Below are 21,542 nucleotides of genomic sequence, written 5' to 3'. Positions count from 1 at the left end.
CGTTGATACGACGATGAGGTGGACTTGATCCGGGAATGCCCTCAGGCACTGGTTTCTGTGAGCCTGAGCAACTTGTTTTCATTCAGGATGGTGATACTTTTTCCTGAAACTGCTACCAACCGCTCCTCTATTAATTCATTCAACACCCGGAAAGTGGTTTCATAAGTAGCCCCGATGTAGGAGGCCAGGTCTTGCTTACTCAATGCAAGATCAATAAACCCATCTTTGTTAAAGCCAAACTTTTGTTGTAACAGTATCAGTGCATTGGCCATGCGGCCTTTAACGGACATATGTGCGAGGTTGCGCATCTGCTTTTCGGACGTTTGCAGTTCCTGCGCATAAAACAGCATCAGTTCATACAGCAGGTCGTGATTGATTTTAAGAGATGCCTGAAAAAAAGTCCATCTCTATAAAACAAACTTTTACCGGTTCCAGGGCAGTGGCAGATATGGGATAATGGTGTTCCGTACCGCCTATGCCGCGGTGACCAACGATATCGCCTTTTTGTGCAAAGCGGACAATAAGTTCTTTTTCAGAGCCCCAGTGTTTATGCACTTTCATGCGGCCTTCATAAATAAAGTAGATACCTTCTACTTTATCACCTTCTTTAAACAGAGTTTCTCCTTTGTTCAACGAAAAATTTTTCCGGTACAACGCTGTTGCCGGAGCCCACTCTTTCAGGGATAACCGGCAAAGGAGACAAGTTTTACCATCACAGCCCTGTTTATCTTTCTTCATGTATCGTATTACTGTTTTGTAATTGTTGTAATGTTTCATCTGCCAGCAGGGATTGCAGCTTTACTACCTCTCCTACTACTATAATAGCAGGATTTCCCATACCAGCCGCCTGTGCACGCCAGGTGATATCCTTTACGGTGCCGGTCACCATTTTTTGGCCGCGGCGTGGTGCCATCCTGGATAATGGCTACCGGCGTGGTTGCTTTGCCATGTGCCTGGAAAATATCCATGATCGCTTCCAGTTTGCTCATGGCCATTAATATCACTACGGTGGCGGTGGACTGTGCCGCCAGGGCAATGTCTTTCGAAATATCGCCGCTTTGGGTAGTGCCGGTGGTTACCCAGAAGCTTTCCGCCGTGCCCCTGCAGGTAAGCGGTATCATTTGAGATGCCGGTACTGCTACTGCACTGGAAATCCCTGGTATAATAGCCACTTTGATCCCATGTTTCCTAGCGGTTTCAATTTCCTCCACCGCCCTGCCGAATATGAACGGATCGCCACCTTTGAGCCGGACCACATGGCCATGGGCCAATGCCATTTCCACGATCAGGTGGTTTATTTCCTGTTGGGAGAGCGCATGGCAGCCATATCTTTTACCTACAAACTTTATTACCGCGCCTGGCGAAGCATAAGTGAGCAGCGATTCGTTTACCAATGCATCATATAATATAACGTTGGCCTGGCGGATGGTATTAATCGCTTTCAGCGTGATCATTTCAGGATCTCCGGGCCCTGCTCCTACTAAAGATAGAAATGGATTTGACACCTGCATACATATGATATTTAAAATTATGTGATTATTTAACAGCTATGCATGCCTAAAATTAAAACAAAAACGCTTAATTTTATAATTAACATCATACACCTACCTTAAAAATCATCTCCAAAGCAAAAAATACTATTATATTAATTAATTTATAATATAACTCAAGATTTCTGATCCTTAAATATAATCGAATGAAAATAGTAGTAATAGGAAACGGTATGGTGGGATACAAATTTTGTGAGAAGATCATTTCCAAATCTGCCGACACCCCGATTGAACTGGTTGTATTTGGAGAAGAGCCCCGTCCCGCCTACGATCGCGTACATCTCACCTCCTGGTTTGACGGCAAAACAGCCGACGACCTGCTACTTGCTACAGCCGACTGGTACGTAGAGCAAGGCATCCGCCTGCACCTGGGCGACCCGGTATTGCAGATTGACCGTATTAATAAAACAGTGCAGTCATATAAAGGTATCGTGGAAACCTACGATTACCTCGTAATGGCCACCGGCTCGGCCGCATTTGTACCGCCGGTACCCGGCATGGATAAAAAAGGCGTATTCATTTACCGCACGATAGAAGACCTGGAAATGATGAAGGCTTATGCCCCGGGAGCCAGCAGCGGCGCCGTAATAGGCGGTGGGTTGCTGGGACTGGAAGCCGCCAAAGCCCTCCTGGACCTCGGTATTAACAATACGCATGTGGTGGAGTTTTCCTCCCGCCTCATGCCACGCCAGATAGATGAACAAGGCTCCTCTATCCTGCAGAACAAGCTGGCCAGTCTGGGACTGAAAGTGCTTACCGGCAAAAACACCCGTGAAATACTGGGTGAAGAGGCCATAACAGGATTACAGTTTTCCGATGATACCATCCTGGAAGCAGACATTCTGGTAGTGTCTGCGGGCATTAAACCCCGGGATGAGCTGGCACGCGCTGCCGGCATCACCGTTGGTCCGCGCGGGGGGATTGTGGTAAACGAACAGATGCAGACAAGTGACTCCTTTATATATTCCATCGGTGAGTGCGCACTTTACAACAACATGATCTATGGCCTGGTGGCCCCGGGTTATGAAATGGCAGAAGTGGCCGCCTCTCATATCACCGGTGAAGCCAAAGCCTTCACCGGTTTCGATATGAGTACCAAACTAAAACTCATCGGGGTGGATGTAGCCAGCTTCGGCGATCCGTTCCCGGCTCCGGAAAGCTGTCACAGTATAGTGTTTGAAGATAAATTTAAAGGCACCTACAAAAGGATCAACATTACGCATGATGGCCAGTTCCTGCTGGGAGGTATATTAATAGGAGATGCAGCTGCCTATAACATGCTGCTGCAAACCACCAAAAACAAGCTGGCCCTGCCGGCTAACCCGGAAGATCTATTGCTGGGCAACAGAAGCGGCAGTGCCGATACCGGCGCCGGCGTTACGGCCCTTCCGGATGAAGCGATTATCTGCAGCTGTGAAAGCGTCAGCAAAGGCGCCATCTGCCAGGTGGTAACCGATGGTTTTGAAACGCTGGACGAAGTAAAGAAATGTACTAAAGCCGGTACCTGCTGTGGTGGCTGTACGCCGATGGTAAAAGACCTGATCACCGCCACCATGAAGTCACAGGGCAAATATATCCGCAACGTGGTTTGCGAACACTTCCAGTACTCCCGCCAGGAAATGCTGGATCTGATCAAAGTAAAATCACTCCGTTCCTTTGATGAAGTACTGGATCACTACGGCAACGGCGAAGGCTGCGAAGTATGTAAACCGGTAGTTGCCTCCATCCTCGCCAGTTTGTGGAACGACATGATCCTTGACAAAGGCAACGACACTGCGCAGGATTCCAACGACCGCTACCTCGCCAATATCCAGAAAGGTGGTACTTACTCCGTGGTACCGAGAATTCCCGGCGGAGAAATTACGCCGGAAAAGCTGGTAGTGATTGGTCAGATTGGTACTAAATATAACCTCTATACGAAAATCACCGGAGGACAGCGTATCGATTTGTTTGGCGCGCATCTCAGCGATCTGCCCAATATCTGGGAAGAATTGATTGCGGCGGGTTTTGAAAGCGGTCATGCTTACGGTAAAGCACTCCGCACGGTAAAAAGCTGTGTAGGCTCTACCTGGTGCCGCTTCGGACTGCACGACAGCGTGAGTTTCGCTATCCGGATAGAAGAACGCTACCGCGGATTGCGGGCGCCGCATAAAATTAAATCGGCGGTTTCCGGTTGTATCCGGGAATGTGCAGAGGCGCAGTCGAAAGACTTTGGCATCATCGCCACAGAAAGAGGCTGGAACCTGTATGTATGCGGTAATGGCGGCTCCAAACCGCAGCATGCGCAATTACTCGTATCAGATATCGACAGTGAAACCTGTATCCAATACATCGATCGCTTCCTGATGTTTTACATCAAAACTGCCGATCCGCTGACCCGTACAGCTACCTGGTTCAACAAGCTGGATGGTGGCATGGATTATTTACGCAATGTGGTGTTGAATGACAGTCTTGGTATTGCCGCCCAGCTCGAATCAGAAATGCAGTTGCTGGTCGACAACTACAAATGCGAGTGGCGCGAAGTGGTGGAAAATCCTGAGTTGCGTAAACGTTTCTCGCACTTCGTAAATGCACCGGCTGATAAAGACCCTACTGTAAAATTTGAAACGATGCGCGCCCAGAAGAAAGCCGCAGAATGGAAATAATCTCTTTACACAAAAAATATACTGCTATGTCTACTACTCACACAACTACTACCAGCTGGTTCCTCGCCTGCAAAACATCAGATGTACCTACCAATGGCGGCGTTTGCGTAAAGTATAAGGAGGAGCAGATAGCGCTGTTCTTTTTTGCCCGCAGAAATGAATGGTACGCCACTCAGAACCTTTGCCCCCACCGCCAGCAGATGGCGCTCAGCCGCGGCATGACCGGCACTGTACAAGATGAGCCTAAAGTAGCCTGTCCTTTTCATAAAAAAACATTCTCCCTGAAAGATGGCCGTTGCCTGTCTGATGAACACGAATGTTCCCTCACTACCTACCCTGTAAAGATCGTGGACGACATGGTGTATATAGGCGTAGAAGCTGAGATGGAGATGGCAGGTGTATAATAAAAAAACGAAACCCGGTAGCTGGCAGGCTAACCGGGTTTCTGATCCGGAAATGATTGGCTCATTCAAAATCAACCAAAGTTACATGAAAAAATGGTTTCCAGGCAAGGTATCATTGATACTTCCCGGACTGCTGTTATCGCAGTACGGCTATGCCCAGCTCTCACTCGGTGCGCAACTCAGGACCCGCACCGAACTACGTAACGGACAAGGCGCTCCGCAGCCTGAAGGCGCCGCACCAGCTTTTTTTACTTCCCAGCGCACCCGGTTAATGGCCGGATTCAGCGCTTACCGGATCAAGCTGGGACTAACAGTACAGGATGTACGCGTATGGGGACAAGACGGATCCACCATTAACCGTACTACCACCCCGGATAATAACGGGTTTATGCTGCATGAAGCCTGGGCAGAAATATTGCTGACAGATACTGTGGTGAAGAATAAGAGCCTTTCTCTGAAAATCGGCCGCCAGGAACTGGTGTATGACGACAGCCGTTTGCTGGGTAATCTCGACTGGCTGCAGCAGGGCCGCCGGCACGATGCAGCGGTATTAAAGTATGAAAGTAATGCGTGGACCCTGCATGTGGGCGCCGCGTTTAACCAGAATAAAGAAAATGCCAGCGGCAGTGTGTACAATGCCACGCCTCCCGGTAATTATACCGCAAATACCAATGGCGGCAACATGTACAAAAGCCTGGAGTTTGCTTATGTATCCAGGAAGCTGAACAAAGGCAACTTATCTTTTCTTTTCCTGACGGATCAGTTTTCAAAATACCACATCGACAGTGTAGAGCATGTGGCCGTAAAAGTATATGAAGGCGCGGTAAATACCCGTATGACCACCGGGTTGTTTTACACACAGGCATTTAACAAATTTACCTATACAGCTGCCGCGTATCATCAGTTTGGTACCAACGGGAACGGACAAACGGTGAGCGGCAGTTTACTTTCCGGTTCTTTCTTTTATAGTGTAAATAAAACTTTCAGCGCCGGCGCCGGGGCAGATTATACCAGTCCTGATTTTGATCCGCTGTATGGCACCCCGCATAAGTTCTGGGGTAATATGGATTATTTCTATGTGGCCAGCGGATTTGGGAATAAGGGATTACAGGACTATTACGTAAAAACAAAACTAAAGCCGGGACCGCGTTGGGCATTGACCGGCGACGTACACGAGTTTTTCAGTGCAGCCGATGTAACGGGCATGAATAAACAGTTTGGAACAGAAGCAGATGTAACAGCAAATTACACACTTACCAAAATGATAGGCCTGGAAGCAGGTTACAGTCACTTCTGGAGTACTGCTACCCTGTCTTCTCCTACTGTTAAAAATGTAAAAAACGCTGCTCCAAACAGTAACTGGGCATACATATCGGTGAATATCCGGCCCGAATTCCTGATTAAATAACCTGTAAAAACACAACACATGGCTGCTCCTTTAGAAAAATTAAAAATATTCAGTCTTGATACCATACAGATGCGCACGTTCCATATTACGTGGCTCATGTTTTTCGTTTGCTTCTTTGGCTGGTTCGGGTTGGCGCCGCTGATGCCTACCATCCGCACGGATCTTGGTTTAACCAAATCGCAGGTAGGTAATATCATCATTGCTTCCGTATCCGGCACTATCATAGCGCGGCTGATCATTGGCCGGCTCTGTGATACCTGGGGGCCACGCAAAACCGCCATCCGGCTGCTGCTGATAGGTTCGTTGCCGGTATTCCTGGTAGGGTTATCAAAAGACTATACTTCGTTTATGCTGTTCCGTTTAGCCATCAGCGTTATAGGCGGTTCTTTTTGTTATTACGCAGTTTCACACCTCCCTTATGTTCGCCCCTGCCATCAAAGGCACCGCCAATGCTATTACCGGCGGCTGGGGCAACCTGGGCGGGGGCGTTACCAACATGGTGATGCCGGTGATATTTGCCGCAATTGTTGGTTTTGGTTATACAAAGCCCGAAGCGTGGCGCTATGCGATGATACTGCCGGGAGTGATGATGCTCGGTGTAGCGTATCTGTATTACCGTTATACAAAAGATACGCCTAACGGAAATTTTGATGAGATTGGTTATAATAAAAAAGATAATAAAACGGATTGGTCGGTGTTGGCCGACTGGCGCATCTGGGCGCTGACAATGGCATACGGAATGTGTTTTGGCATGGAGATCACTTTTGATAACGTTGCCTCTTTACATTTTGTGGATACATTTCAACTTTCGCAGGGCAGCGCAGGGTTCTGGGCCGGCATCTTTGGTTTTATGAACCTGTTTGCGCGCGCATTGGGAGGCATTATTTCAGACAAGGCAGGCGCCAGATTTGGCATGAAAGGGAAAGGATGGTTATTGGCTCTGATGCTGCTGGCGGAAGGAATCGGATTATTGTTATTTGCGCAGGCAGGATCACTGGTAGTAGCTATCATAGCGATGCTGAGCTTTGCACTGTTCCTGAAAATGGCCAATGGCGCCACTTATGGGATTGTGCCTTTTATTAACGAAAAAAATGCCGGGCTGGTAAGCGGTATTGTTGGCGCCGGGGGAAACCTGGGCGGTATGATGTTCGGCTTCCTGTTTAAATCAGACAGCATCAGCTACGTACAGGCGTTCACGTATATCGGTTATGTGGTGATTGGCATTTCCTGTATTGTAATGCTCACACGCTTTACCCGGCAGCCTGCCAGCGAGGAAGCACCGGTAAGAACACCGGTAGCGGTATCATAAATCATTGTAAAACCTTTAGCATGCAAGCATCATTCAAAACCACCTGTTGTTACTGCGGCGTAGGCTGTGGAATAGTGGTACATAAAGACCGGCAGGGCAAGCTGCATGTGGAAGGCGATAAAACACACCCGGTTAACAAGGGTATGCTTTGTTCCAAAGGTATGAACCTGCATTATACCGTGATGGATACATCAGACAGGTTGCTGTATCCTGAAATGCGGTATCACCGTAATCTTCCACGGCAAAGGGTTACCTGGGACCAGGCATTGGAAAGAACTGCTGCTGTATTTGCAGCCATCATCAAAAAACATGGTCCGGATGCCGTAGCCTTCTACGCATCCGGGCAATGCCTTACAGAAGAATACTACGTAGTAAATAAGCTGATCAAAGGATTTATTGGCAGCAACAATATAGATACCAATTCGCGGTTGTGTATGAGCAGTGCAGTAGCTGCTTATAAAATGGCTTTGGGAGAAGATGCAGTGCCTGGCACCTATGATGATATAGAGCAGGCCGACTGCATCTTTGTGGCGGGTGCTAATCCAGCCTGGTGCCATCCCATTTTATGGCGCAGGGTAGAAGCCGCAAAGGCAGCCAACCCCGCCATGAAGATCATTGTAAGTGATCCAAGGGTTACACAGAGCTGCGCGCTGGCCGATCTGCACCTGCAGGTGAACCCGGGTACCGATATTGTATTGCATCATGCCATAGGCAGGGCGCTCATCACTGCCGGCTTTACCGACAGCTCCTTTGTAGAAGCGCATACCAATGGTTTTGATAAGTACAAGGATACCGTGATGGAACGCACCATAGAAGAAGCGGCGGCCATTTGCGGTGTTGTAGCAGAAGATATTCACCGGGCAGCAGATTACATTGGCAATGCCACTGGTTTCATGACGTTCTGGACAATGGGGCTGAATCAAAGCTCGGTGGGTGTGCATAAAAATCTTAGTCTTATTAACCTGCACCTGATCACCGGGCATATCGGCAAGCCCGGCAGCGGTCCTTTTTCCCTGACCGGTCAGCCCAACGCAATGGGCGGCCGTGAAGTTGGCGGTTTATCCAATCTTCTGCCTGCGCACCGGGTGCTGAACAACCCGGCGCACCGCAAAGAGGTACAGGCTTTCTGGGGAGGCACAGAGCTTTCTGATAAGCCGGGCCTTACTGCCACCGAGATGTTCACCGCACTGAACGACGGACGGCTGAAAGCCATATGGATCATGTGTACCAATCCGCTGGTGAGCTTACCCGACGCCCGCTTTGCCGAAGCAGCACTGCAAAAGGCAAAGTACGTAGTGGTGCAGGAAATTTCCAGCAAACCGGAAACATTGCGCTATGCAGATGTCGTATTGCCCGCCGCAGCCTGGACGGAAAAAGAAGGCACCATGACCAATGCAGAACGCCGCATCAGTTATCTCTCCAAAGTAAATGATGCACCTGGCGAAGCGTTGCCGGATGCCGAAATTATTTGCCGCTTTGCGCAAAAAATGGGGTATCACGGGTTCGACTATACGAATGTATCAGAAATATACGACGAACATTGCCGGCTTACTGCCGGTACCAATATTGATGTAAGTGAACTGAACTATGATATTATAAAGGCGCAGCGCAGCGTGCAGTGGCCCTATCAATCGGGCAACGGCACGCCGCGCCTGTTCCGCGACCACCGGTTTTACACCCCTGATGAAAAGGCGGTGATACATAGTTTTGACGATGACAACAGGTCAGAGCCGCTCAGCCATGAGCTGCCGCTGATACTGACTACCGGCCGCATACGCGACCAGTGGCATACCATGAGTAAAACAGGTAAGGTAAGTAAGCTGAAGCAGCATATTTCCTCCTCCTTCCTTGAAATACATCCCGAAGATGCGCGGCAACGTGGCATTTCGGCAGACGATATTGTTACCGTTACCAATGGACGCGGTACGGTACGGGTGAAAGCCCAGCTTAGCACCACCATCAAAAAAGGAGTTGTCTTCCTCCCGATGCACTGGGGAAAAATCCTTCAAAACGATCTTCACCGCGCCAATAACCTGACTAGTCCGCTGCTTGATCCGATTTCCAAACAGCCGGATTTTAAATACGCAGCGGTACAGGTAGCACGCTACCGGAAGCCGGTGCAAAAAATTGTGCTAATAGGCGCCGGAGCCGGCGCCTGCGGATTTGTAAAGTCGTACCGGGAATTAAACACCTCGGATGAAATAGTGGTGTTCAGTAAAGAGGACCTGCCGTTTTACAACCGGGTAATGCTTCCGGATTACATCAGCGGCACGCAGCAATGGAAACAACTGGTAAAAATGACCCGTGCGGAAGAAAAAGCCTATAATATAGCCTTGCACAGAGGCGTCAGCATTACGCATATCGACCGTACCAATAAGTTGCTCACTGACAGTAACGGGAACGTGCATACGTATGATATCCTGCTGATGGCCACCGGCAGCCGGGCAGCCACGCTGCGTGATACTCCGCCTATACCCGGCATTTTCACCATGCGCACGCGGATGGATGCAGATGCCTTCAAACAACATATAGATCCTTCCAAAGGGAAAGTAATGATAGCAGGAGGTGGATTATTGGGGATAGAGCTGGCAGCATCTCTCAAAGAAATTAATATAGACGTTGGCGTTATACAACGCACTTCCCGGTTAATGGACCGCCAACTGGATACACTGGGCGGGCAGCTTCTTTATGAAGAACTTACCGACAGGGGTATTGAGATTTATTACAATGATGAAATTAACCGTTTCTCCGGGCAGGATCAACTGGAAGGCATCCAGCTGAAAAGTGGTTTGTACATTCCCTGCCAGGCGGTGGTAATGTCCATAGGAACGGTGCCTAATATAGAACTGGCCCAGGCGGCGCAACTGGAGTGCAACCGCGGTGTAGTGGTGAATGAATATCTTCAGACCAGTGATCCGGAAATTTATGCTATTGGCGAGATTGCTGCTTTCAATGGCACCTTGTACGGCATCACTGCCGCTGCAGAGCAGCAGGCGGAAGTAGTGGCCCGTTATCTTAACGGCGACATCAGCAATTATTACCAGGGTTCCCTGTTTATGAACATCCTGAAGATGCATGGCACTGATCTTTGTTCGCTTGGTATGGTAGAAACACCGAAAGACCCGGCTTATGAAGAGGTTGTTTTTATTGACAAGGCGAAACGTTATTATAAGAAATGTATTATTCACCAGGACCGGCTGGTGGGCGCCATCCTGATTGGCGACAAATCGGAGTTTGCAGAATTCAGGGATCTGATCCAGCAAAAGATCGAGTTATCAGATAAGCGGCTGGAGTTACTTCGTTCAGGTAAGAAAGGAACACCGGTAATTGGCAGGCTGGTATGTTCCTGCGGCAATGTGGGCGAAGGAAATATTACGGAGAAGATAGCAGGAGGTTGCGATAGCCTGCAACAGCTTTGCCAGGCCTCCGGCGCCGGTTTGGGCTGTGGCAGCTGCAAATCAGAAATAAAGACCTTGCTGGAAAAATCGATTCAGAAAACCGTGGCAGCACTTGTATAATTATGGCTAAACACACGCATACTTTACCCGTTAATTTCACCGGTGGCATTATTTCACCGGGATACCTGCTGGAACTGCTGGAAACAGCTGCAGCAGCGCAGGCTACACATGTGCGCTTTGGCTTACGGCAACAATTACTGGTGGATATACCGGATAAAAATTTAGCGGCCTTTAAAAAGAACTGCGCAGATAAACAGTTGCCCATAGCAGACCAGCCTAATATCATGAGCTCCTATCCTGCTGCCGGTATCTTTATCCACGACAGCTGGCTGAGTGAAGGAATTTATAAAGATGTATTTAACGGCTTCGACTATACGCCCACACTGAAAATCAATATCTGCGATAGTCAGCAAACATTTGTACCGTTGTTCACCGGGCATATCAACTGGATCTCTTCAGGCAGCCTGCATTACTGGTACCTGTATATCCGCATGCCGGGAAGCCAGCAGCTGTACGCCTGGCCGGAGCTAATCTATACCAATAACATTGCTGCCATGAGCAAGCAACTGGAGCAGAGTATCAACGAAGGCGATACCCCCGAGGAAGTATACCAGCAGGTGAAACAAGTAGCGAGCTATATTGGCCGCCCGAAGGAGAAGGAACCTGATCTGCCGGCTTTCCATTTACCATACTACGAAGGTTTTAATAAGTTCGAAAATAGTTACTGGTTAGGTATTTACCGGCGGGATGAAGATTTCCCGATAGCTTTTTTGAAAGAAGTATGTACCATTTGCCTGGAAACACGCATCGGGCAATTGTATGCCACACCGTGGAAGTCGCTGATCATAAAAAATATTGAACCGGCCCACCGCAAGCTATGGGATTATGTGTTAGGGAAATATGGCATCAATGTGCGCCATGCGGCGAATGAATTAAACTGGCAGGTCGAAGACAACTGTGAAGACGGCCTTGTGCTGAAACGTCATATCATCCGTTACTTTGATACGGCCGATGTACGTACCTATGGTTTGTGCTTCAGTGTAAGGATTAACCGGCCGGCAAGTCTTTTTGGAACGGTGGTGATCCGTAAGCAGGAAAACAAGCATGGCAGCAAGCTGAAGTATATGCAGCGTTACGACATTCTGTATACGGCCGGTTACAACGCCAACTCCGCGCAGTTGTTGTTATACCGCGAAGGTGTTTCCAAAGAGCACCTGGGGCCTTACATTGTAGCGCTGTGCAGAACTTTTTACGAACGGGAAAGCGAGGCGGATGTATTACAGCATTATGTAACCGAGCAGCAATCGCTGGCGCCTGTTGCCGCTGTTGAACGGGTAGTACATCAATGCCAGGTGTGCTTAACGGTGTATGATGATGATGCCGGTGATCCGGAACAGCAAATCCCTGAGGGTACTGCCTTCAGTGAGTTACCGGAAGATTATTGCTGTTCCGTATGTTCATCCCCGTTAGACGAATTTAAAGCGATCAACGAAGCGGATTTACATCCCGCTACTTTATCCACACACACTGTGTAAATGCGCCGTTGGCGGCAACGTCCCATAATTCAAACCGCACCCATTTACGGTTTTCCAGATTGGTATTAAATGTAAATGTGGTGGACCCGAAAGATTGTGTCTGATGCAGTGAGATTTTTTCCCGGTAAACCTCTTTTCCATCACCTGAGATGATTACCGCATAGTTAAGCGGGAAAGTCCAGCTGGCAGTTACTTTCACAGTTCCCTTCTCTGCAGCGGTGATCGTATTGCCGGAAGATTTCCCATTTACCGTAAAAGCGGGTAACAGTATTTCACCGGTGGTTACAAAAAACTTTCCCTGCTGCATGGCATCCAGCACAGGCTGCCAACCCTCTTTAAAAGCAGGCAGGCGATCCAGTTGAAGATAGTTTACGTTGAGGTGTCCGTACAGTTCATCTTCCGGCGTGATACGGAAAAGATCTGCTTCCGCAATCATTGTTTTGTGCAGGCCCCAGTTGGCCATATCATCCAACAGATCCAGTGCCCGCTTGCCGAGATAAGGCTGTGAAAGATCGCCAGGCAAAGCCTTCCAGGCGGCGCCCATAAATTTGGACGAGGTAAAAAATGCTTCCTCCTTATATTTATCAGGGAACCCGGTTGATCCTTTGGTGCGTGCGTGGGCAGTCCAGGCCATGCCTTTTTCCGTTTGCAGCAGTTGCAGCATTTCTTCTTTATTGCCTACACGGTATACCTTCCCGTAAGTTGGATCATTGGTTACAAAAGGCTGTGCCGGTTTACGATCCATCACCCAATAAACCGGTTTGGGAAAGATGTTCATCCAATGGCCACCGAAGAAGTTGTTAGGTTCTTCGCCTGGGAGCAATAAAAAATTTCCTGCAGACAATCGCTCGCACTCTTTGAATAGTGTTTGCTGTTCCAGGAAGCGTTCACCTTCCGGACCACGCGGATGGCCGGGGCCGTGGAATTCGCCCAGGTGGACAATATTCACGCCCGTTTCACGAAAAGCTTTTATGAAAGCCGGAATTTCGGGCATCGGCAGCTTATTTAACACATCGGCGGTATGCTCCTGGTGAAAATGGCTGCTCATCGTATAGTATCCGGGAAGCGGCGCATAGACGTCACTGTGAGTATAGCGGCGAACATACTGCAGCGTTTGCCCTGCTGGGGTGTTACTGAGCAAACAAAAGAAATGAAGGCGCTGCGCCGTGCCTGGAGGCGCGTTAAACCAGGGCACCCATCTTTTATCTCCTCCCGGTTCCTGCCGGATACCGATACCATAGCCGGGTGCATCTTTATTATAATTATTTCCGTACCAGGTGAAGGACTGGTTGAAACAATTATCCAGCGGGTAAAAGAACTGGTGCGGCGCGGGGAATAATGCCAGGCTGCCGGCTTTGCTTTCACCGATGATGGTGCGGTATTTAACGGCGACGTTGGTGCTTTGTGTGCCCGCTACTGCCGGCACTGACTTCATCATGCCTTTGGGATCGGACCAGTGAATTTGCTGCCAGGGTATATCTGTAGCCGTTAGTCCGGCATCGTATAATATTGCAGTGGAATCTTTTTGGGTGGTCATCACGGCGGCTATATTCATTAGTCCGCTGCCATTGTAAAGGGTTATTTCTACCACGCCGTTAAAGGGACCGGCCGTAGCACCTGCCACCCGTAATACCGTGCGGGAGCCATCTGTAATAACGGCTATACTGTCTTTCTGCAATTGTACCGGATAAGTGGTACGTGGTAATTTATCCGTTTTATCAAAGAAGATATTCCATCCGTTTTGTGAAATCAGGTCGCGCTTACCGGTAGTAAGGAAAAATACAGGCTGTAACCCTGACGCCACCTGCTGCCATTCTTTTTTGCCGGCGTTCCAGCTGAGGCTGCGGATAAGCGGATTTTGCTGTTCCATGTTCAGTACAATACGCGCTTGTGTATTAGCACCTGCATTCCACACGGCGGTGAGCTGTTGATCTGCTACGCTTACCTTTACTTCTTCGGAGGGCTTGAACGCATGGAGGTCAACCGGCACCTGCGCCGCTACAGGCAGGTAAAAAAAACAACAGCAGGCAATATATTTAAAGAAGGACATAACACGTGGACGTTTAAATACAGAAAAAGGGAGAAATCATTACCTCGACGGTAATCATCTCTCCCCTACAAAATATATAATTGTCCTGAAAACAACCTGCTATTTTTTATAAACAGCGGTTGCTTGTAACTGGTTCAGTAAAATGACCGGTGGTTGTGTGGCAAACTTAATAAAATCTGCTGCGCTCACCTGACCTTCGTAAGGTATGAAAGCGCCTTCCTTTGGCCCGTTGCGCCAGAAGAGCGCATAAGACATCTGATACTTTTGCAGTACGGGCAGGAATGTTTTTGTCCACCACTCCGCCTGTGGCGTATTGATGTTGCCCACTTCCGTGAGTGCCGGTACTTTGTGGTGTTTTGCGGCTATTTGCTGAAGGATACTTAACCGGTTGTTAAGATCTTTTACAAAATAGGCTACGTCTTTATTACAATAAGCATCAAAGCCCAGCACATCCACATAGGCATCACCGGGATAGCGTTCCAGGTATTCTTTTTCTGTAGCAAAATCCGCGGCGGAATAAGCATACAGCAGGTTATGCAATTGTTTCACATCGCGCAGGTAGTTGACGGTGAACTGCCAGATGGCTTTAAACTCTTCCGGTGTGCAGGACGATTTGCCCCACCAGAACCAGTTACCGGTATGTTCATGAAACGGACGGAACAATAAAGGAATTTCTTCTCCCTTATTATTTTTTACTTTATGAAGATAAACGGCCAGTTTATCCAGGTAAGCTTTGTAAGCCGCGTGATGCGCACCACCGGGGATAATACTTTTCACCGTGTTCGGATCAGTACTCCAGGCGGTGGCTTTTGTAACCGGGTCGTTGAAATGCCAGCTGAAAGTATTGATGCCGCCGTTTTCGTATACCCATTTCATATATACCACAATAGAATCGAAAGGAACACCGTCCAGGTTATGGGTGCTGTCTTTCTCCAGACGACCCAGTTCCCAACCGAACACGCCGGGGTACTGCCCCGTTAACCTTTTCACATCAGACTCGCCTGTTTTGTAGGCCCATTGCATGCCGTAGGCCAGGTCGTCCTGGTGGCCGAGGATGACGCCCTTATCCAGCAGCGCCGACATGTTATGCAGCAGCTGCCTGGTTTCCGGCGTCGCCTTTTTATCGACAGGCTGCTGCTGGGCGAGCGCCGGTATGGCGCCCATCAATGCAGCAGTGATGATGGTTCTTAACTTCATGTTGTTCATTTAAACATTACAGAAATGACTGGTTCTTACTCACCTGGTCGCATATACGTTGTACGGTACTATCGGACGTAAAACCATCTACCGGTGTATTGATGGCGTAGTCCAGCATTTTATCCACCGTGGTAACGGCAACGTGCATACGCGTATCTGACGAAGCATAATATACAAAGATATTTCCTTCTTCGTCTGTTACCCAACCGTTGGAAAATAAAACGTTGGATACGTCTCCCACACGCTCCTCGCCTTCCGGCGCCATGAAATAGCCGGCAGGTTTATGTATTACCTCGGTGGGTTTTTCCAGCGAGGTGATAAATACATAGAGTGTGTAACGCAGGCCTGCGGCGGTGTTGCGAACGCCATGGGCTAAATGTAACCAGCCTTTACTTGTTTTAATAGGCGCTGGTCCCAAACCGTTCTTTGCTTCATATACGGTGTGGTATACTTTTTTATCCAGCAGTTGTTCTTCGTGAATAACAGCGTTGGTAATATCGTCTGCCAGTCCGAAGCCGATGCCACCGCCATTTCCGGCTTCAATAAATCCATCCTGCGGACGGGTATAAAAAGCGTATCTACCGTTTACAAATTCCGGATGCAGTACTACATTCCGTTGTTGCGGGGAAGGTGTTTGCAGATCCGGCAACCGCTGCCAGGAGCGGAGATCTTTGGTGCGGACAATGCCGCATTGCGCCACCGCAGCAGATTGATCGCCCGGTGCTGCAGCCGGATCCCTGCGTTCCACGCAAAACAGTCCGTAGATCCATCCGTCTTCATGCTGTGTTAAACGCATATCGTATACGTTGGTTTCCTGGTCGGCCACCTGTGGCAGCGCAACGGGATAATCCCAGAAGCGGAATTGATCGATACCGTTTGGACTTTCAGCTACGGCAAAGAAAGATTTACGGTCGCTGCCTTCCACCCTGGCCACGAGGTAAAACTTATCATTCAGCCGGATAGCGCCGGCATTGAACACCGCGTTGATGCCGATACGTTCCTGCAGGAATGGATTGGTATCCGGATTCAGGTCAAATTTCCAGAAATAAGGTATATGCGCTGCCGTTAGTACGGGGTACTTATACCGGTTATAGATACCATTGTATGTTCCTGAAGGTTCATTGGTGCGTTGTACCAGTTGCTCATATTGCGCCTGCAGCTGTTCTACCTGCAGGGTCGTGTTTTTCATTGTATACTCCATAAACATGATTTAATATCCACTGGTCTGTTTCAGGTTGCCCTGCGACAGGTCAATTTCTTTTTGAGGAATGGGGAAGGTGGGATATTTACCACCGGCAAATTTGCTGATCCAGGTACCATAGAATTTTCCTTTCAGATCGCCCCTTGCTTCATATCCGTTGGCGCCCCATTTTTTGTAGTAAGCATCCAGTGCAACGGTATTATCCGTACGGATAAGATCCCAGAGACGAACGCCTTCCATGCCCAGTTCTACGCGACGTTCATGTGCAATATCTTTCAGCAGTTGTACATCGTTGGTATACACACGCATTGGCAAGAGGTTGGCAGCAACGGTAAACTGTTGCTTTACACGCACCGGGTCTGTTTTAGGTGTGTTGTTGGCACGTTTGCGTACTTCGTTGAGATAAAATACGGCGGTATTTACATCTTTAGCGGCAGTTGACCGCACGAGTGCTTCTGCATACAACAGGTACATATCTGCCAGGCGGACAATTTTTTCGTTCATGCCGGCGCCGCCGGTGGTCATGCCGTCGCGTTCGGCCTGCAACATCATCACTTTATAGGAGTGGTACTGATATACGTTGTTGATGGAATTCTTTTCTTCCACCTGTTCCGCCGGTGTTTTTGCCTGGAAAATATCTTTGGAATAGGTAAGCGTATAAATGATACGTGGGTCGCCTGCTTCAAACTCATTGGCCAGGTCTTGTGTTGGCTGGTTAAAGCCCCAGCCCCAGGTGTTGCGGGATGATTCGTATACATTGCGGATAGCGCCTTCTCCATCGCTGGACCAGTTCCAGGTATTGGTATAGTTGATTTCAAAAATATTTTCGGCGTTGAAATCGCCCGTACCCGGACGCCACAGCGAATTGAAAGTTGGCGACAGCTGGTAGCCTCCGTTCTTTACCAGGTCTGATAATACAGGCACGGCTGCATCATACTTCTTCTGAAACATCAGTGACTTTGCGAGAATAGCCTGTGCGGCGCCTTTCGTAGCACGCCCTAACTCCGAAGAAGGAATGGTTTGTTTTGTATAAAGTGCGGGAATAGCTTCCGTCAGGTCTTTTTCCACTTGCGCCCATACATCTGCCACCGGTTTCCTGATCATCATTTTCGGATCTACCTGTGTGTAGTTGGTAACGCCGTTGGTGAACAGGGGCACATCGCCGTAGGCCATTGCCAGGTAATAGTAGCCCAGGGCGCGGAGGAACTGTGCTTCTGCGCGGTAGCGGTTCTTCGTGGTTTCATCTCCTTTAAAATCCGCTTTGGTATCAATACTCTCCACCAGGATATTTGCTTTCGTGACGGCTTTGTAACATTGTGTCCACAGCTTATAGGACCAGTCGTTGGTAGACAGTGGCCGGCATTCCACCAGGGCTTCCATATCCGGGCCGTCGCCAATGGTTTCACCGCCTTTCAGGGCGTCGTCGCTGGCCATATCGCCATATACGAAGCGGGCCAGTTGTGATTCTTCTTCCTGGAAAGCATCATAGGCGTCCATCAGGGCCATGTTTACTTCCTTTGCATTGCTATAGAACTGGTTGACGTCTGTTTTGGCAGGCACGTCGCCTTTGATAAAATCTTTTGAACAGCTGCCCAGTAAGAGTGCTGCCGGTAATGCTATACATATCAGCCTTTTCATTTCTTGTCAGTTAAAAAGTTATTAGAATTTCAAACTTGCACCTACCTGCATCGTGCGCACCTGTGGATAAGTGTAGTTATCCACCCCAATCAAACGCGACATTTTATTCTGGTCGCTGCTGTTTAACTGGTAAGCGCCTACTTCAGGATCCAGACCGGTATACTTTGTGAAGGTGAACAGGTTTTGTGCAGCTACGTATATCCGTAACTGTTGTAGTCCCATGCGTTTGATCAATGCTTCCGGCAAAGTGTATCCCAGCTGGATATTTTTGATGCGCAGGTAGCTGCCGTTTTCCACATACCAGTCGGATGCGCGGTAGTTATCGTTCGGATCGTTCACCGACATTTTCGGATATTCGTTGGAGTGATTTTCCGGTGTCCAGGCATTGTAGGCAGCGCCGGCCTCCACGTTGTTAAAGCCAAGCGGATGCTTTGTTAAATATTTGGTGGCATTGAACAGTTTATTTCCGGAAACGCCCTGCAGGAAAAGCGAAAAGTCAAATGCTTTGTACGACAGGTTGATATTGGCACCGTATGTAAATTTGGGGTGCGGGCTGCCGATGGCGGTTTTATCTGCATCGTTGATCACGCCGTCGCCGTTCAGGTCTTTGAAGCGGAAATCGCCGGGGCCTGCATTGGGCTGGATTACTTCGCCTTTGCTGCTCTTGTAGTTGTCCACATCAGCCTGCGACTGGAAGACACCATCTGTTTTCCAGCCATAGAATTCACCGATGGGATGGCCTTCTGCTGTTCTGGAGAAACTGAGTACACGCAGTTGCCAGCCTACGTCTTCCACATATGGCTGACCACCGCCGAGGCTCAGCACTTCATTTTTATAGGTAGAAATATTACCACCAACAGCATAGTGTATTGCACCAGCATCGCCTTCATAATTCGCGGAAAGCTCAAAGCCTTTGTTGCTTACGTTACCGGCATTCACCCAGGGATAAGGCACGCCAAACATGGAGGCAGTTGGCATAGCGATGAGCATATCCCTTGTTTTGCGGTTAAAATATTCCGCTTCAATTTTCAGGCTGTTTTTAAATAATCCGAGTTCCAGTCCTACGTTCGACTGCTCCGCTGTTTCCCATTTGATATTCCCGTTGCCAAGATTATCCATAGAGTAGCCCGGCATTACCACGGATGTACCGTTACCAAGCAGGTAGTTACGACCCAGGCTGTTGGCTACAAACGTGGTGTAGGCGCCGTTGGGAATGTTCTGGTTACCTACTTGTCCCCATCCTGCGCGCAACTTTACATTGGTCAGCCAGGCAAGGTCGATGTCCTTAAAAAACTGTTCCCTGCTGATCACCCAACCACCGGAAACGGCAGGGAAAACACCAAACTGTTTATCTGTACTGAAGTTAGAGGAGCCATCGCGGCGCACACTTGCGGAGAACAAATATTTATCGGCGTAGCTGTAGTTGGCACGTGCAAACTGTGATATCAGCGACCAGCGCGCTGCGCCGCCGCCGCTTTTGTCGTTCATGTTACCGGCATCGAGGAACCAGTAGTTTTCTTCGTTGCCCAGCTGGCCTTGTTTGCTGCCATTAAGATAGGTGTCACGGCTGCGTTCCGCGCTGATACCGGCCAGTACATTCAGGCGATGCTGGCCGAATGTCTCCGTCCAGTTCAACGTGTTTGTCCAGTTGTAATAATTATTAGATGCCTTTGAAGAATTGGCCTGCGGCGTTTCCAGCAGGTCGCTCGGCTTCATATAATAAGTAGGGCTGAAAGTCCATTCATCTGCGCGGGAAATGTTCAATCCGAAGCGGGTAGTAAACACGAGGCTTTTGAGGATGTTTACGTTGGCGAAAACATCTCCTACCATCCGCAATGTATTTCGTTTGCCTACTTCCCTTGCCAGGATCGCTTTAGGGCTGCTGCCGAATACGGTGGCAGAGGTAGCCCATTTGCTGTATGGATCGCTCTGGTCTTTTGATGGGTCCAGCACGGGGATCAGCGGATCGTAGGGAATGATGTTGCCCATGATACCGGGGATTTCATCACCGATTACATTTGTTTGTTCGTTGGAGATGCTGAGGTTTTGACCGATAGTAAGCCATTCTTTTGCTTTCGCAGAAGTGTTGGCGCGGAAAGAGATGCGGTTAAAATCAGAGGGATCGATAATACCTTTCTGATCGAAGTAACCGCCGCTGATGGCATAGGTTACTTTGTCGGTGCCACCGTATACACCGAGGTTATAGCTTTGCACAGGAGCGTTCTTCTTCACCGTTTCTTTCCACCAGTTAGTATTATATCCTTTGTTATACTGTGTCAGTGCATCTTTATACTGATCGGTAGTTTCGCCGTACACATTTTTTACCATGTAGAGGTATTCATCGCGGCCGGCTGGTTTATAATCTTTCCACGGACTGTTGAGACCATAATATGCATCCAGCGTGATCTGTGATTTACCGGCTTTACCTTTCCGGGTGGTGATGAGCACAACGCCGTTGGCAGCGCGGGAGCCATAGATGGCGGTAGCAGAAGCATCTTTCAGGATTTCCATGCTTTCTATGTCAGCAGGGTTGAGATAGTTCATACCACTTACCGGCACACCGTCTACCACGTAGAGAGGGTCGTTATTATTTACCGTTCCTATTCCACGAATGCGGACCATTACCGGTGAGCCGGGGACGCCGGATGCAGACGTAACAGTTACGCCGGCGGCGCGGCCCTGTAATGCCTGTTCCACGCCTGTTACCGGTGCGCTTTTTACACCGGCAAGATCTACTTTGGTAATAGAAGAAGTAAGATCGGATTTGCGTTGCGTACCATATCCTACCACGATAACTTCACCAAGCGCTTTGGTATCCGGTTGCAGTTGAATGTCGATCGTATGGCGACCAGCAAAGGGTTCCTGTTTGGCCAGGTATCCCATGAAAGTAAAGCTGAGTTGCGTGCCATTAGCGGGGATATTCAGCTGGTATTTACCAGTGGCATCTGTTACCGCGCCGGCAGTAGTGCCGGTCACCTGTACGCTTACGCCCGGCAAAGCTATGCCGGTGGTGGCATCCCGTACCACTCCTGTTACTGTTTGCTGTTGTGCATAAGTACCCAGTGGTACTATCAGCGTGAGAAAGAAAATAAAAAGAAGGCATCGTTTCATAACGGTCATATTAAATTGTGTAGTACAGATAGGCAA

At 48.9% G+C, this 21,542-nt stretch carries 13 protein-coding genes and 1 pseudogene; 6 read left to right on the top strand and 8 right to left on the bottom strand.

The features are described from left to right. Positions 1-41: 41 nt before the first annotated feature. From QFZ48_RS18250 to cobA, 3 genes are read right to left on the bottom strand one after another with little or no spacing between them, the layout of a single operon-like run. Complete coding sequence (locus tag QFZ48_RS18250; RefSeq protein ID WP_429063165.1) at positions 42-350, bottom strand: Crp/Fnr family transcriptional regulator; 309 nt, start codon at positions 348-350, stop codon at positions 42-44. Between the two features lie 28 nt (positions 351-378). After that, the gene (locus QFZ48_RS18245) at positions 379-738 is read right to left on the bottom strand and encodes a Crp/Fnr family transcriptional regulator (RefSeq protein ID WP_429063164.1); all 360 of its coding nucleotides are present in this window, start codon (positions 736-738) and stop codon (positions 379-381) included. Positions 739-773: 35 nt separating this feature from the next. After that, on the bottom strand, positions 774-1,511 hold the full coding sequence (cobA, locus tag QFZ48_RS18240; RefSeq protein WP_429063163.1) for a uroporphyrinogen-III C-methyltransferase: 738 nt from the start codon (positions 1,509-1,511) through the stop codon (positions 774-776). 185 nt (positions 1,512-1,696) lie between these two features. Here cobA and nirB point away from each other — a divergent pair, with 185 nt between their 5' ends. From nirB to QFZ48_RS18210, 6 genes and pseudogenes are all read left to right on the top strand, one after another. Then, entirely contained in the window at positions 1,697-4,195 is a 2,499-nt protein-coding gene (gene nirB, locus QFZ48_RS18235) for a nitrite reductase large subunit NirB (RefSeq protein WP_429063162.1), read from the top strand. A 26-nt stretch (positions 4,196-4,221) separates the two neighbouring features. Beyond that, a complete protein-coding gene (nirD, locus tag QFZ48_RS18230) occupies positions 4,222-4,599 on the top strand; it encodes a nitrite reductase small subunit NirD (protein ID WP_370908222.1) in 378 nt (125 codons plus the stop codon). 85 nt (positions 4,600-4,684) lie between these two features. Then, positions 4,685-6,007, top strand: a complete 1,323-nt coding sequence (locus QFZ48_RS18225) for an alginate export family protein (protein WP_429050647.1) — start codon at positions 4,685-4,687, stop codon at positions 6,005-6,007. An 18-nt stretch (positions 6,008-6,025) separates the two neighbouring features. Next, positions 6,026-7,316, top strand: a pseudogene (locus QFZ48_RS18220) (MFS transporter). Positions 7,317-7,336: 20 nt separating this feature from the next. Further along, positions 7,337-10,834 carry a molybdopterin-dependent oxidoreductase gene (locus QFZ48_RS18215; RefSeq protein WP_429063161.1) on the top strand — a complete coding sequence of 1,166 codons (3,498 nt, stop codon included), beginning with the start codon at positions 7,337-7,339 and terminating at the stop codon, positions 10,832-10,834. Between the two features lie 2 nt (positions 10,835-10,836). Further along, positions 10,837-12,309, top strand: coding sequence for a rubredoxin (locus QFZ48_RS18210; RefSeq protein ID WP_429063160.1), 1,473 nt, complete (start codon positions 10,837-10,839; stop codon positions 12,307-12,309). Here the strand turns inward: QFZ48_RS18210 and QFZ48_RS18205 are convergent. From QFZ48_RS18205 to QFZ48_RS18185, 5 genes are all read right to left on the bottom strand, one after another. Next, positions 12,284-14,359 (bottom strand): hypothetical protein, encoded by a 2,076-nt coding sequence (locus QFZ48_RS18205; RefSeq protein WP_429063159.1) that lies wholly within the window; start codon positions 14,357-14,359, stop codon positions 12,284-12,286. The two genes, QFZ48_RS18210 and QFZ48_RS18205, sit on opposite strands and share 26 nt — an antisense overlap. Positions 14,360-14,458: 99 nt before the next feature. After that, positions 14,459-15,556, bottom strand: a complete 1,098-nt coding sequence (locus QFZ48_RS18200) for a glycoside hydrolase family 26 protein (protein WP_429063158.1) — start codon at positions 15,554-15,556, stop codon at positions 14,459-14,461. Between the two features lie 16 nt (positions 15,557-15,572). Next, positions 15,573-16,757, bottom strand: a complete 1,185-nt coding sequence (locus QFZ48_RS18195; RefSeq protein ID WP_429063157.1) for a glycoside hydrolase family 130 protein — start codon at positions 16,755-16,757, stop codon at positions 15,573-15,575. Between the two features lie 9 nt (positions 16,758-16,766). Further along, the gene (locus tag QFZ48_RS18190; protein WP_429063156.1) at positions 16,767-18,395 is read right to left on the bottom strand and encodes a RagB/SusD family nutrient uptake outer membrane protein; all 1,629 of its coding nucleotides are present in this window, start codon (positions 18,393-18,395) and stop codon (positions 16,767-16,769) included. Positions 18,396-18,416: 21 nt separating this feature from the next. Further along, the gene (locus tag QFZ48_RS18185) at positions 18,417-21,506 is read right to left on the bottom strand and encodes a SusC/RagA family TonB-linked outer membrane protein (protein ID WP_429063155.1); all 3,090 of its coding nucleotides are present in this window, start codon (positions 21,504-21,506) and stop codon (positions 18,417-18,419) included. Positions 21,507-21,542 lie beyond the last annotated feature (36 nt).

Origin of the sequence: Chitinophaga sp. W2I13 (assembly GCF_050434005.1) — a bacterium.
GTDB lineage: Bacteria > Bacteroidota > Bacteroidia > Chitinophagales > Chitinophagaceae > Chitinophaga.
The sequence above is the reverse complement of the archived record's forward strand: the minus strand, read 5'-3'. Positions and strand labels throughout refer to the sequence as shown.

What these genes read in the sequence shown, in the direction of transcription:
- QFZ48_RS18200 (WP_429063158.1), bottom strand. Translation starts at nt 15,556, where the DNA reads ATGAAGTTAAGAACCATCATCACTGCTGCATTGATGGGCGCCATACCG.
- QFZ48_RS18195 (WP_429063157.1), bottom strand. Translation starts at nt 16,757, where the DNA reads ATGGAGTATACAATGAAAAACACGACCCTGCAGGTAGAACAGCTGCAG.
- QFZ48_RS18215 (WP_429063161.1), top strand. Translation starts at nt 7,337, where the DNA reads ATGCAAGCATCATTCAAAACCACCTGTTGTTACTGCGGCGTAGGCTGT.
- QFZ48_RS18225 (WP_429050647.1), top strand. Translation starts at nt 4,685, where the DNA reads ATGAAAAAATGGTTTCCAGGCAAGGTATCATTGATACTTCCCGGACTG.
- cobA (WP_429063163.1), bottom strand. Translation starts at nt 1,511, where the DNA reads ATGCAGGTGTCAAATCCATTTCTATCTTTAGTAGGAGCAGGGCCCGGA.
- QFZ48_RS18185 (WP_429063155.1), bottom strand. Translation starts at nt 21,506, where the DNA reads ATGAAACGATGCCTTCTTTTTATTTTCTTTCTCACGCTGATAGTACCA.
- QFZ48_RS18205 (WP_429063159.1), bottom strand. Translation starts at nt 14,359, where the DNA reads ATGTCCTTCTTTAAATATATTGCCTGCTGTTGTTTTTTTTACCTGCCT.
- QFZ48_RS18250 (WP_429063165.1), bottom strand. Translation starts at nt 350, where the DNA reads ATGCTGTTTTATGCGCAGGAACTGCAAACGTCCGAAAAGCAGATGCGC.
- nirD (WP_370908222.1), top strand. Translation starts at nt 4,222, where the DNA reads ATGTCTACTACTCACACAACTACTACCAGCTGGTTCCTCGCCTGCAAA.
- QFZ48_RS18245 (WP_429063164.1), bottom strand. Translation starts at nt 738, where the DNA reads ATGAAGAAAGATAAACAGGGCTGTGATGGTAAAACTTGTCTCCTTTGC.
- QFZ48_RS18210 (WP_429063160.1), top strand. Translation starts at nt 10,837, where the DNA reads ATGGCTAAACACACGCATACTTTACCCGTTAATTTCACCGGTGGCATT.
- QFZ48_RS18190 (WP_429063156.1), bottom strand. Translation starts at nt 18,395, where the DNA reads ATGAAAAGGCTGATATGTATAGCATTACCGGCAGCACTCTTACTGGGC.
- nirB (WP_429063162.1), top strand. Translation starts at nt 1,697, where the DNA reads ATGAAAATAGTAGTAATAGGAAACGGTATGGTGGGATACAAATTTTGT.